Origin of the sequence: Microbacterium marinilacus (assembly GCF_019753765.1) — a bacterium.
Taxonomy (GTDB): domain Bacteria; phylum Actinomycetota; class Actinomycetes; order Actinomycetales; family Microbacteriaceae; genus Microbacterium; species Microbacterium marinilacus.
This window is the reverse complement of record NZ_JAIJZW010000014.1, coordinates 1-13,073: the sequence shown is the minus strand read 5'-3', so window position 1 is coordinate 13,073 and position 13,073 is coordinate 1. Positions and strand designations below refer to the sequence as shown.

At 71.3% G+C, this 13,073-nt stretch carries 8 protein-coding genes and 1 pseudogene; 6 read left to right on the top strand and 3 right to left on the bottom strand.

The features are described 5' to 3' along the window. The gene (locus tag K5S26_RS19260) at positions 1-2,088 is read right to left on the bottom strand and encodes an acyltransferase family protein (RefSeq protein WP_221860326.1); all 2,088 of its coding nucleotides are present in this window, start codon (positions 2,086-2,088) and stop codon (positions 1-3) included. Positions 2,089-2,266: 178 nt separating this feature from the next. Between K5S26_RS19260 and K5S26_RS19255 the strand changes: the two genes are divergently transcribed. Further along, positions 2,267-3,394, top strand: a complete 1,128-nt coding sequence (locus K5S26_RS19255) for a glycosyltransferase family 4 protein (protein WP_221860325.1) — start codon at positions 2,267-2,269, stop codon at positions 3,392-3,394. A 146-nt stretch (positions 3,395-3,540) separates the two neighbouring features. Beyond that, the gene (locus K5S26_RS16755; protein WP_221860323.1) at positions 3,541-4,449 is read left to right on the top strand and encodes a glycosyltransferase family 2 protein; all 909 of its coding nucleotides are present in this window, start codon (positions 3,541-3,543) and stop codon (positions 4,447-4,449) included. Positions 4,450-4,459: 10 nt separating this feature from the next. Here K5S26_RS16755 and K5S26_RS16750 read toward each other — a convergent pair whose 3' ends face one another. Further along, a complete protein-coding gene (locus tag K5S26_RS16750; RefSeq protein WP_221860321.1) occupies positions 4,460-5,614 on the bottom strand; it encodes a hypothetical protein in 1,155 nt (384 codons plus the stop codon). Positions 5,615-5,769: 155 nt separating this feature from the next. Here K5S26_RS16750 and K5S26_RS16745 point away from each other — a divergent pair, with 155 nt between their 5' ends. Both K5S26_RS16745 and K5S26_RS16740 read left to right on the top strand, forming a co-directional pair. Beyond that, positions 5,770-8,028, top strand: a complete 2,259-nt coding sequence (locus K5S26_RS16745; RefSeq protein ID WP_221860319.1) for a glycosyl hydrolase — start codon at positions 5,770-5,772, stop codon at positions 8,026-8,028. Between the two features lie 116 nt (positions 8,029-8,144). Further along, complete coding sequence (locus K5S26_RS16740; protein ID WP_221860316.1) at positions 8,145-9,935, top strand: DUF4012 domain-containing protein; 1,791 nt, start codon at positions 8,145-8,147, stop codon at positions 9,933-9,935. 20 nt (positions 9,936-9,955) lie between these two features. On the opposite strand, the gene K5S26_RS16735 is transcribed toward K5S26_RS16740, so the two are convergent. Beyond that, positions 9,956-10,984: a glycosyltransferase gene (locus K5S26_RS16735; RefSeq protein ID WP_221860314.1), complete on the bottom strand. Its 1,029-nt coding sequence runs from the start codon at positions 10,982-10,984 to the stop codon at positions 9,956-9,958. Positions 10,985-11,323: 339 nt separating this feature from the next. Between K5S26_RS16735 and K5S26_RS16730 the strand changes: the two genes are divergently transcribed. Further along, on the top strand, positions 11,324-12,820 hold the full coding sequence (locus K5S26_RS16730; RefSeq protein ID WP_221860407.1) for a sugar transferase: 1,497 nt from the start codon (positions 11,324-11,326) through the stop codon (positions 12,818-12,820). A 79-nt stretch (positions 12,821-12,899) separates the two neighbouring features. After that, positions 12,900-13,073: pseudogene (locus tag K5S26_RS18855) on the top strand (HAD family hydrolase); the annotation flags it as partial.

The following is a 13,073-nucleotide window of genomic DNA, read 5'->3' as shown; positions in this document are numbered from 1 at the left end:
CTACGGCCGCACCAGCGGCATCAGCGCCTCTTCGATCCTCGGCGCCAGCGTCGTCGCGAACGACGCCGTCATATGAGTCGTGTCGCGCGTCGAGACGAGGCCTCCGACCACCGGATGGCAGAGGCTCTCGTCGCAGAAGACGTCGCTGAGGTCGATGCCGACGATGTCGGGGTCCGCCGACGTCTCGACGGCGGCGAGCAGCGGGTCGTCGAACGTCACCGCGGCGGGTTCGACCGTGCACGGATCCCGCTGCGGATCGAGAGCGGCGGTGATGCAGCGGGGGACGTTCTCGCGCCAGTACGGCGTGTCCGACACGGCCAGCACGCTCTTGCCGGCGTCGCGCCAGACCTGCCACGCCTCGACGAACCCGGTCTCGATCGCGCGCACGCTCCCGGGGCTCTTCCTCAGCCATCGCGTGTAGCGGCCGGTGAACGACGACGTCACGACCGTGTCCGCGTCCGAGGCGGCGACATCGTCGAAGATCGTCCGCTTCCACTCCTGGCAGTCGGCGCGCGCGTCGGGCTCGTCGGCGTCGTACGTCTGGACCGCCGGGGTGCACTCGGTGACCCGCCACACGTCGACGGCCCAGCCGTGGGCGTGCGCGATCGAGAGCAACGCGGGGGTCAGGTGCCCGGCGTGGGAGTCGCCGACGAGCGCCACCCTCACGTCGGCCTCCGCCGAGCCGTAGCGGCACACGGGGTTGCCGCTCGACGACGTCGCGCAGTCGGGCTCGAACCACGGATCGGCCTCCGCCTGGCGGGCACGCCAGGCGTGCTCGGTGTCCTTCGCGGCGTACGCGATCGCGTCGCTCTCGGCGATCAGATGCGTGTCGGGGCACGGCGCCTCGACGTCGATCGACAGAGCGCCGACGCAGGACTCCCCGTCCTCGCTGATCGCCTCGGCGACGAGGGCGTCGAGGCGGTGCGCCTGCGCAGCCCCGTCCCGCTCCAGCAGGATCACCGGTGTGACGGCGGCCGCGACGGTGACGGCGGTCGCCGCGGCGGCCGCGATGAAGGTGCGTCGTGGCAGTCGCCACCGCGTCGAGCCTCGTACCGGATCCTCGACGAGCACCTTCGTGCCCCAGGCGAGGAGCACGCAGGCGACGAGCACCACGAGCTTCTCGCGAACGGTCAGGTAATCCCTGCCGAGCCACGCCTCGAACGCGTACGGCAGGAGGACGATCGGGAGCCAGTGCCAGAGATACAGGGAGTAGGAGATGTCGCCCACGAACTGGACCGGCCGCCAGACGACGATGTCGGACGGCGACCAGGGCGAGCGGGGCGTCCCTGCCACGATGACCAGGAGAGCGCCCGTGACCGGGAGCAGCGCGATCCATCCGGGGAAGGGCGAGGCGGCGTCGAAGAGCAGGGCGGCGCCGACGATCGCTCCCCAGCCGGTCCAGGAGGCCGCCGTGAGCCACCAGCCGTCGCGCAGGTTTAGACGAGGCAGCGCGAGCGCGGCCACGCCTCCGAGGGCGAACTCCCAGGCGTGGGCGGGGGTGGCGAAGTAGGCGAAGGACTGGAACTGGTAGGCGCCGACGACGGAGTAGGCGAGGCTTCCGGCGAGGACGATGCCGAGGGTGGCGAGGAGGACCCAGCGGCGTCGGGCGAGCCAGGCGAGCATGAGCACCAGCGGCCAGACGAGGTAGAACTGCTCCTCGACGGAGAGAGACCAGTAGTGCTGCACGGGGCTCGCGGCGTCCTCGGCCGCGAAGTAGTCCACGGCGGACGCCGCCAGCACCCAGTTGACGCTGTAGACGGCCGACGCCCAGATGTCACGGAGCATCACGGCCCACTCGCCGCGCGGCACGAGCAGGAGGACGCCGGCGAGCGCGACGAGGAGGACCAGGAACGCGGCGGGCAGCAGGCGGCGGATCCGCCGCGCGTAGAAGCGGCCGAGCCGCACCCGCCCCGAGTCCCGCAGCTCCTTCCAGAGGTGCGACGTGATGAGGTACCCGGAGATCACGAAGAAGACGTCCACGCCGATGTATCCGCCGGTCAGCTGATCGGGCCACAGGTGGAACAGGACCACGAGGAGGACGGCGACGGCGCGCAGTGCCTGGATCTCCGGACGGAACCCTGCGCTCACCCGAGAGACTCTATCGGTCGCCCGGGGCGGTGCCGGACGGGCACCGCCCCGGGGAGGCGCGCCTCTCGCGCAACTAGGATGAAGTGACCGACATCACCAGGCGGGCGGCGCTGACAGACGCCCGCCGCGGCGGAGCAACCGGCTGCCGGACATCTCCGCCCCTCTGGAGGCTCTCACCGTGACCGACACCCCCGCTGCGACGACGGGCGCCCTCGCCCCCGTGACGATGCTGTGGATGGAGCCGACGCCCGTCGGGTCGGCCGCGCGCACCCACATGGACGGCACGCGCGTGCGTCTCGACGCGGCCGGCATCCCCGTGCGCCGGCTGATCAACTCGGAGCAGGCCGGCGGCGGCCTCGTGGGGAAGGCCTCGCGGCTGCTGCGGCTCGTGCTGCGAGCGCGCGGTGCGGCGCACGACGGGGTGCTCGTCACACGTTGGCACCCGTTCCTCGCCTTCGTCGCGCCCGCGTGGCGGCGCAGGGGCGGTCGCGTCCTTCTGCTGGTGCAGGGCAACGACGCGTCGGCGTACGAGACGAACCCGTGGCTGCACCGTGTGCCGGGCATCCGCGCCCTCATGACGAAGAGCCTCGTCGCGGGCGACAGCGTCCTCGTCGTCAACGCGGGACTCGAGGACTGGGTGCGCGAGGAGCGCGCGCGGGCCGGAGCCGCGGACGTGCCCCTCGAGGTGATGCCCAGCGGCGTGTCCGACGTGTTCTTCGACGCCGCGCCGGTGGAGCGCGACCGCCCCTACGTGCTGTTCTTCGGGGGGCTCGCGCCCTGGCAGGGTGTGGACTACATGCTGGAGGCCCAGCGCACCGTCGCCTGGCCGAAGGACATCGACCTGCTGGTGATCGGCGACGGCGCGAGGGCCGAAGCTGTCGAGAGCGCGCAGAGCGACACCCTGCACTGGCTCGGGGCCCTGCCGCCCGCTCAGCTCGCCGGGTATGTCGCCGGCGCCGTCGTCACGCTGTGCCCCAAGGCGAACACCGGCTCTATGGCGAAGACGACCACGCCGTTCAAGATCCTCGAGAGCGTCGCCGCGGGCGTGCCGGTCGTGGCGACCGACATCCCCGCGCAGGCCGCGATGCTGCAGGACGGCTACGGGCTGCTGGCCGATGTCGACGACCCGGAGGACCTGGCGCGCGAGGTCGCGCGCGTGGTCGCCGAGCCGGCGTTGCGAGAGCGCCTCGCGGCGCGTGCCGCCGACGTCTCTCCGCGGTTCCGGTGGACCGCGGCCGGGCCTCAGCTGGCCGCGGCGGTGCGCGCCCTGAGCGGGCAGGTCCGTGCGGGAGGGCGTCGTCGGTGACCGCCTCGCGCTGCGCCTGACTCCCACGCTTCGGCAACCGTAGTCATGGGTGAGGCGGACGTGGCGGAGCCGGGGGACGAGAAGACCAGCGCGGCGAGCGATTCACGGTGAGGAGTCGCCGGACGGCGCGGCATAGGATGGCGCGGGTGACGACCCCCGACGCGCCCCGCCGCCACCTCATCGCGATCGCCACCTACCGGCGTCCGGACGACCTCGTCCGGCTGCTCGACAGCCTTCGCGGCAGCGTCGACGCCGCCGCCGACATCGTGGTGGTCGACAACGACGCCGACGAGTCGGCGCGGGCTGCCGTCGAGGCGCATCCGCTCGCGCCGGCCTACGTGGTCGAGACCGAGCCCGGCATCGCGAGCGCCCGCAACCGCGGGCTCGAGAGCTTCACCGACGCGCACGCGGCGGTGATCTTCGTCGACGACGACGAGTGGGTGGAGCCCGCCTGGTACGAGACCCTCACCGCCTACGCCCGCGAGTCCGGCGCCGGCGTCGTGCAGGGGCCCGTCATCACCGTCCTCCCGGACGCCACCCCGGAGTGGATCCCCCGCGGCGGGTTCTACCAGCGGCGGGTGGAGCAGACCGGCACGGAGCTGCCGAGCGCGGCGACCAACAACACGCTCCTCACGCGCGAGGCGTGGGTGCGGGCGGGCTCCCCGCGGTTCGACACCGCGTTCTCGAGCACCGGCGGCTCCGACTGGGACCTCTTCTGGGGCGTCCGCAAGGCCGGCGCCCGCATCCTGTACTGCGCGGAGGCCGTCGTGTCAGAGGACGTGCCCTCGTCGCGGCTCTCGTGGCAGTGGCTGCGTCAGCGCTATCTCCGCAACGGGATCGTCGAGGCGCGGGTCAGGCGCAAGCACGGCGATCCGCTGGCGCTGTTCGTGCTGCGCGCGGTCGCGACGCTCGGCGTCGGCGCGACGCAGACGGCCCTCGACGCGGTGCTGCGCCGTGGCCGTCACGCCCGTTCGCTGCGTCGCGTCTACATCCCCCTGGGCAAGCTCTCGGGCCTGCTGGGCCACCGCATCCACGAGTACAAGCGGGTCGGCTGAGGCGTCCGCCTCAGGGTGCGGTCCGTGCCGGAGGCACCGACCAGCTCCAGGTGCGCAGCCCCCACTCGGCGGCGGGAGCCTGGCGCATCGCCCGCGCCGCGACCAGGCCGAGCGGCAGCAGCGGGGTGAGGTGCCGCAGCACCGAGCCGTAGTCGGGCTCGAACAGCGCCTGCACGACGGCGAACGCGAGCAGGAGCGCGAGGCTTCGCCGCAGCAGGACGCCCTCGAGCGTGCGCACGACCGGCCAGTGCCGGTACGACCCCGCCGCGACGAGCGGCGTGAAGCGCATAAACGCCAGCCCGGCGAGCGCGGCGGTGTACAGGACGCCGGCGAGGAAGGGCAGGGTGAGCGGCACCAGGATCAGCCAGTAGTTCGCGAACACGTCCAGGAGGCCGCCCCAGGGTTGCGGCAGCGGGTCCAGGGGCACGATCAGCGTGTTGGCCTCGAGGCCGCCCTGCACGCTCGTGCGGTAGTGGTTCGGCGCATAGCCGATGACCGCGAAGATGGCGGCGCTGACGCAGACGGCGGCGATCGACCCGAGCGCGAGCAGGTACCGCACGCGCACCTGTGGGATCGTGATCAGACGGTAGGCGCAGTAGCCCGCCGCGACGATCGCCCAGTAGTCGCGGAACCAGAGGGCGTACGCCAGCATGGCGGCGATGGGCGCCGCATCCCACAGAGCGCGGCGCGGCAGTAGGAGCAGGGCGATCACGGGAAGGACGAACACGTCCTTCGAGTACTGCCCCAGGTAGATGCCCGCGAGCGCGAACGCGCCGAGCGTGTAGATCGCGAGGGCGGGCGTGAGGCCGTGCCGGCCGAACCGCAGCGCTGCGAAGACGATGACGGCCGTCGCGGCGAGATAACCGAACAACGCGGCCGCGAGCGGCGCATCGCCCATCCCGAGCGCGCGGTACACCATCGCGACGGGGGTGAAGGACCCATCGCTGAACTTCGGGCGGTCACCGCGTGCGATGCTCCAGATCTTCAGCGCGTCGAGCTCGTACTGCGCCGGGAGCAGGTCATCGTGCAGCACGGTGATGACGAGCCCCACGACGAAGCCGGCGCCGAGCGACCAGTACAGCAGCCAGGCCCGCGGCACGAACAGGGCTCGCAGGCTCTGGGGCGGTACGCGTCGATTCGCGCTCGGCGGTGACGTGTCGTCCACGGGGGCCCTTCGGGGTCGGCGGTCGGTCCATCCTCGCATGGCTGCTCCCGGACATCTTTCATCAGTCATGTCGCGGTCCATCGCTCGCGGAGGCGCGTCGCCTACGATGGCCTCGCGCAGTGCGCGACCTGATGACTGCCGGATACGGGGTGGGGATGTCTGACGATCGGAAGTGGTGGAAGGCGCCGTTCACGCGCGCGTGGTGGACGCGCAGGCGGGCCGTGATCGCGAGCGTGTGCGTCGCGCTGCTCGTGATCGGCGGTGGCACGGCCGTGGCGATCGCCCTCAACAGCGGCGAGGAGCCGGCCCCGCCGGTGGCGGAGACACCTACCCCCAGCGCCTCCTCTGCGAGCCCGACTCCGACGCCGACACCGACGCCGGAGCCCGAGGGTGGCGAGCTTCCGCGCGCCGCCGTCGCACGCGGCGAGATCGCGTCGTGGAACGTGGCGGGGGACACCGAGCTGGGCGGCGTGCGCCCACAGGTCGGCGGCGCCTCCGACGGTCAGACGTCCCTCGTGATCGACGCGCCGGCCGTGGGCGAGCCGACGGTGGCGGCCTACACGCCGCTCACGGTCGAGCCCGAGACCGAGTACACGCTCACTTTCGATGTGCGCCTGCTCGACGAGGAGGTCTCGGAGGTGCCGGTGGAGCTCGCCGCCGGCGACACCGTCGTGCCGATGCCCGACCTCGGCAGCGAGTGGTGGACCATCGAGGAGACGGTCACGACCGGCGCGGGCCAGACGGGCATCGATCTGAAGCTCACCGTCACGGACGCCGTGCGCGGCTTCGGCATCGACAACATCTCGATGACCGCCGAGGGCGGCGAGAACGTCGTGCCGAACAGCTCGTTCGAGGACGTCTCGAGCGAATGGGGCATCACGAACGACTCCCTCATCCTGAACGAGCAGATGGCGACGCTCGCCGCCGCTGTCGCGCCCGGTGAGGCCAACTGGGTCGCCACCCGGCTCGACGGGTCGGAGGCGGCCCGAGGCACGGCGACGATCGGCGATCGCGTGTCGCCGATCCCGCTCGAGGGTCTCGGCCAGGGGTACTACACCGTCAGCGTCACCGATGCGAACGGGGCCGTGGTGAACGCCCCCGTGGGCATCGTGCGGATGCCCGACGCCTTCCTCGCCGGAGACGACCGGATCGGCGCGCACATCCACCCGACGAAGGCGATCAACCTCGACGCGGTGTCGGCGGCGTCCTCGCTCGGCATGGGGTCGCTGCGCTTCAACTTCACCTGGAAGAACGTGGAGAAGCAGAGCGGCGTCTATAACTGGGGCGAGACGTACCCGCGCGCAGCGGCCCAGTCGGCCGTAAGGGGTGTCGGTGTGCTGGGGATCGTCGGCTGGGGCAACCCGGTCTACGGCGACGAGCAGGTGCCGAGGACGCAGGAGGCGCTCGCCGCGTACGGCCGCTACGCGGCCGCCGTCGCGCAGAACTTCGATCTGATCGGCCTCGAGGTCTTCAACGAGTTCAACATCGAGACGTTCAATAGGGGGTGCCGCACCGGATCGTGCTACCTGCCGCTCATCCAGTCGGTCTACGGGCCGGTCAAGGAGGTCGCCCCCGACCTCCCGGTGATCGGCGGCGTGACGGGCAACTATGAGGCGGCCTTTTTCGATCAGCTGTGGCAGGGCGGCGGGCTGCAGTACGTGGACGCCATGAGCTTCCACCCGTACCAGGTGTACAACACCCCGGAGAACCTGGCGGGCGTCATGCGCGACGCCCGGGCGAGCATGGACGCCAACGGCGGTGCCAAGCCCATCTGGATCACCGAGCTGGGCTGGACGACCAAGACCGGCGACGTCTCGCTGGAGGAGCAGGGCAACCGGCTCGTGCGGGCGCAAATCACGGCGTTGGCGACAGGGGTCGAGCACTACTTCTGGTACGACCTCATCAACGACGAGACCGATCGCGCCGAGCACGAGGGCAACTTCGGCCTGTTCTCGCAGGCGCAGAACGGCCTCGCCGCGCTCCCGCCCAAGCCGGCGGCGTTCGTGCAGGCCCTCCTGGTCGCTCAGCTGGACGGTCGTGCCTACGACAAGACCGACGAGGTCGAGGGCGTGCGCTCCCGTTCCTTCGGCGAGGCGGGCGACACGATGAAGGTCGTGTACCCGACAGGCGACGCGCGGACCGTCGACTTCCCCGCCTGGGACACCGTCACCGTCACCGACCTGTCGGGCAACGTCACCGAGGTCGAGCCGAGCGGCGGCACGGTCTCGATCGACATCGACCGCATCCTGCTGCTGGGCGGCGGGATCGGCGAGGAGGGCGACGACACGGCCGGAGCCGGCGACGACACGGCGGACGACGCCGGCTCGGGCACCGAGTCGGGCACTGGCACCGACGAGGGCTCCGACACCCGGTCGGGCACCGACGCGCGCACGGAGGACGACGAGGAGGAGTGACCGCCGCCCCGGCGCTCTCACAGGCGTTGCGAGCGGGAGTCCCAGGACCGCTCTCCTAGAGTTGGGGGGTGCCTGACTCCTCTGACGACCGCCGTGCCTCGACGACGAGGCGACAGATGGCCGAATCCCGCCGCTCCGCCGCCCCGGACGACGCGACGGCGATCCTCGACCTGCCGCAGGGCGAGGCGCCGGTGGAGCGCCGCCGCCGTCGACCGGTCGGCCGGATCGTGACGGTGACGATCGTCGTGGTCGTCATCCTCCTGCTGCTCGCCGCCGTGTGGCTCGCCTTCCGCGCGATCACCGTGAAGAACGAGCTGGAGTCCGCGCAGGGCATCGTCGCCGAGCTGCAGGACGGCGCCGACGTCCGCGAGTCGCTGGACTCGCTGGGCCGGCACGCGGGGGCGGCGGCCGACGCCGCTGGTGACCCGATCTGGCGGCTGGCCGAGGTCATCCCCTTCGCCGGCCCGAACCTGCAGGGCGTGCGCCTTGCTGCGGAGTCGCTCGACGTGGTCGCGAACCGCCTCGCGGTGCCCGCCTACGACGCCCTGGAGGCGGAGAGCGACGAGCCCGTGCTGGGCAGGATCCTGCCCGCCGTCGACGACGCGACGCCCGAGATCGTCGACCTCGCCGAGCAGGTGGCCGACATCCGCGAGTCGGACGCGCTCATCTCGCAGGTGCGCGACGGCCTCGACATGGTGGCCCCGGTGATGTCGGGCGCCGCCGACGCGCTGCCGCTGCTGCCCGAGCTGCTCGGCGGCAACGGCGCGCGCAACTACCTGCTGATCTCTCAGAACAACGCCGAGTCGGTGGGCCTCGGCGGGTCGGCGGCCTCCCAGACGCTGCTGCACGTCGAGAACGGCAGCATCGAGATCGCCGGTCAGGCGAGCAGCGACAGCTACCGCGACCGCACGCCCGTGGACGTGGAGGTTCCGGACAACGCGCTCGCGCTCTACAGCGACTACCTGCTGACTTACATCAACACCTCGGCGAGCCGCCCCGACTTCCCGACGATGGCGGAGATCGCGATCGCGCACTGGAACCGCGAGATCGGGCAGGACCAGATCGACGGCGTCATCTCGATCGACCCGATCGCGCTCGGCTTCATGCTCGAGGCCACGGGACCGGTGCAGCTCGAGACCGGCGAGGACCTCACTGCCGACACGGCCGTCGACCGGCTGCTCAACGGCATCTACCTCGACTACGGCCAGTACTGGCAGGCGCAGTACGTCGACGCGTTCTTCGCCAGTGCCGCCGTGAGCATCTTCGACAAGCTCTCCACCGGCGACTTCGACGCCATGAAGATGGCGGGCTCGATCGGCGAGGGCATCGACGGCGGCCACGTCATGTTCTGGAGCGCGAACGACGAGGTGCAGTCACAGGTCGCGCCGCTGCGCGTGTCGGGCATCCTCCCGGAGGACAACGACGAGTCGACGGCGGTCGGCGTCTACTTCCGCGACGAGTCCATGTCGAAGATCGACTACTACATGAAGTCGGCGATCTCGGTCGACGAGTCGTGCGCCGACGGACAGCGGCGCTTCACCACCAGCGCGACGCTCAACCTCGACATCCCGCAGGCCGAGGCGAACGTGCTGCCGCAGTACATCCGCAGCGGCCACTGGGGTGCGGAGAAGTTCCGCACGCAGGTCTACCTCTACGGGCCGCATGGCACGACGGTCGACAGCGTGAGCGTGGACGGACGCCTGGTGACCGAGGTGCAGCACGACCTCGACGATCTGGGGCGCCCCGTCGCCTGGTTCACGGTCGAGCTCGCACCGACCGAGTCGGGCACGGTCACCGCCACGTTCGTCGGCGAGGACGGCGAGTACGGGCCGCTCGAGGTGCGCTCGACGCCGATGGTGAACGAGACCGACGTCGAGACGTCGGGCGAGGGCTGCTCCGCGCGCTGACCGGGCGGCTCGCCGCGACGTCAGACCGCGGCGAACAGCTCCTGCAGCGAGCGTCGCTGCGCGTCGCCGTTCATCGTGGCGCGCAGTCGACGCGATGCCTCCGTCGCGCGGCCGAGCGCCTCGTTGCCCTCGAGGATGTCGAGGACGAGCACCGCGGCGGCCTCGGCGCTGTCGGCCTGCGGGATGCCCAGCTCGTCGAACGCAGGGATGCCGCGCGCGGCCACCGGGTGCTCGAACGCCGCCGCGTCGAGCACGCTCAGCGGGAAGCCCTCGTAGATCGCGGTGTGGAAGTAGAGGGACGGACGCGACAGCTCGGCGGCGAGCGCCTCGCCGTTCACCCACCCGGTGATCTCCACGCCGGCGTCCTCGAGCAGCGCGCGGCGGTCGTCCTCGCCGTCGCCGATCCACCGGAACGTCACGTCGGGCCGCTGTGCGCGGACGATGCGCGCCACGTCGGCGAAGAACGCCGGGTCCTTCTGGTTCGACAGGCGCCCGATCATGATGACGTCGCGCGCGGTCTCGAAGCCGGTCGCGGGATGCGTCTCGTCCGGCTCCAGCGTCGCGATGTTCGGCACGTAGTGAGTGGCGACCTCGCGTCCCAGGGAGTGCGCGAGCGCCTCCTCGTGAGGCGAGAGCACGACGGTGCGCGCCGTGCGCGGGGCGAGCGCGCGCTCGGCGAGGCGGAAGGCCACGCGCAGGGGAGCGGCGAGGCTCACGTCGTCGAACTTGTAGCAGTGGGGCGCGTACACCACCGGGGAGGGCAGCCGGACCGCGCGGGTGAAGACGCCCGCCCAGCTCGAGTGGGCGTAGACGAGGTCGGGCTTGACGTCGTCCACGGCGGCCTTCACACGGGAGATCGCGTTCGGGATGAACTCCGGCAGATCGTGCCGCGAGGCGTAGGGGAACGCGTCCGCCGGCTCCTCGTCGCCGCGCCAGAGCAGGTGATGCTCGGCCTCCGGGGTGAGCCGGACGATGGTCTCGATCGCGCGGCTGACGCCGCCGGCATAGCACTCCGTCACGTGGAGGATGCGGGGGCGATTGCTCGACATGGCGTTCTGTCTGCGCACCGGGCGGGCTCGGGGAGCCCGACGGGCCGCGTCCTCTCGATCTCGGTGGCGGGGGAGGGCACCAGGCCCGGATCGAAACCTACCAGCGCGCCGCCGAGAGGCGCCTGAAGCCGGGTGGGCACGTGTCCCCTGCGAGGAATGCCGGGGAGCGGGCGTACCCTGGGCGCAGAGCGAGACCGAAGAGTAGACTGCCCCAGTCCCCGGCGAGCTGCAGGAGCGTACCGATTGACGACTGAACTGACGCGTGACTCCGACGCGCGTTCGGCGTCCCTTCCGGAGGCCGCCGACGACAACGGCTCCAATCCCGCGCAAGGCGCGGCGATGGCCGCGGTGCACACGGCCGGGCCGAGCACGGCCAAGACCGCGAGCATCCGGTCCACCGCCGTCGGACCGAACGACTGGCGCGCTCGTTATGCGAGGGGCCTGAGGATCACCGACGCCGTCGTCCTGACGGTGGTCGTCTTCACCACGCAGCTGCTCTGGCTCGGACTGCACGCGCGCATCCCGGGGCAGACCGGCCTGCTGCCGTCGTCCTACACGATCTTCTCCGCCATCGTGATCGCACTCTGGCTCTTGGTCCTGGCTCTGAACGACACCCGCAACGACCGGGTGATCGGCGTGGGATCGACCGAGTACAAGCGCATCTTCGACTCCAGCTTCATGCTGTTCGGCGCGATCGGCATCATCGCGTTCCTGCTGCAGATCAACGTCGCCCGCGGCTACCTGCTGCTCTCCTTCCCCGTCGGCATCCTGGCGCTGTTCGTCGAGCGCTGGGTCTGGCGGCGCTGGCTGGGCCGTCAGCGCGCGCGGGGAGCGTATTCCGCGCGGGTGGTGATCGTCGGGTCCGAGCGGTCCGTCGTCCACGTCGCGCGTGAGCTGAAGCGTCAGCCCGGCGCCGGCTATCGAGTCGTCGGGGCGTGCCTGCCGGCGGGCCGGTCGTCGGAGACCGTGCGCGGCACCGACATCCCGGTGATCGGCAACGTCAACACCGTCGAGCGCGCCATGCAGATCTCGGGCGCCGACACGGTCGTGATCGCGAGCACCGACGAGCTCGGCGCCGCGCGCGTGAAGGAGATCTCCTGGTCGCTCGAGGCCGGGCAGAAGCATCTCGTGCTCGCGCCGAGCATCACGGACATCGCCGGCCCCCGCATCCATACCCGGCCCGTGGCGGGACTGCCCCTCATCCACGTCGAGACGCCTCGCTTCTCCGCCGGACAGCGCTTCGTGAAGCGCATGATGGACCTCGGCGCGAGCATCGCCCTCGTGACGCTGCTGAGCCCGCTGCTGCTCGTGCTGGCCCTCTTTGTGAAGCTCACCTCGAAGGGGCCCGTGCTGTTCCGCCAGGTGCGCGTCGGTCTGCACGGGCGCGAGTTCCGCATGCTGAAGTTCCGGTCGATGGTTCAGGACGCCGAGGCCCGGCTCGCCGCCCTGCAGCAGGAGCAGGACCACGGCAACGAGGTCATGTTCAAGATGCGCGACGACCCGCGCGTGACGCCGGTCGGTCGGATCATGCGACGGTTCAGCCTCGACGAGCTGCCCCAGCTGTTCAACGTCATCGGCGGCAGCATGTCGCTCGTAGGCCCTCGCCCGCCTCTGCCGCGCGAGGTCGAGAAGTACGCCGACCACGTCCACCGCCGCTTCCTCGTCAAGCCCGGAATCACCGGACTGTGGCAGGTGTCCGGACGCTCGACGCTGTCGTGGGACGACACCGTGCGCCTCGACCTGTCGTACGTCGAGAACTGGAGCCTGCTCGGCGACCTGGTCATCCTGCTCAAGACGTTCCGCGCCGCGCTCCTGCCCGGCGACACCGTCGCCTGAGAACGGATCGGTCCGGCCCGCCGGCTCCCCCGTTCGGCACCGCCGCGGCCTCTCCGGCGCGACCGCCTAGGCTGAGGGGATGACCTCCGCGCCTCCCGCTGACGCATCGTTCGCCGCGCCCGCCCAGGTGGTGGCGTTCGACCTCGACGACACGCTGGCCCCGTCGAAGAGCCCGATCGATCCGCGGATCGGCGAGCTGTTGGTGCGGCTGGCGGAGCGGGTGGAGGTGGCGATCATCTCCGGTGGCCAGATC

Excerpts from the sequence above, each read along its gene's own strand:
- K5S26_RS16740 (WP_221860316.1), top strand. The coding sequence starts at position 8,145 with ATGGCCGAATCCCGCCGCTCCGCCGCCCCGGACGACGCGACGGCGATC.
- K5S26_RS16730 (WP_221860407.1), top strand. The coding sequence starts at position 11,324 with ATGGCCGCGGTGCACACGGCCGGGCCGAGCACGGCCAAGACCGCGAGC.
- K5S26_RS16735 (WP_221860314.1), bottom strand. The coding sequence starts at position 10,984 with ATGTCGAGCAATCGCCCCCGCATCCTCCACGTGACGGAGTGCTATGCC.
- K5S26_RS16745 (WP_221860319.1), top strand. The coding sequence starts at position 5,770 with ATGTCTGACGATCGGAAGTGGTGGAAGGCGCCGTTCACGCGCGCGTGG.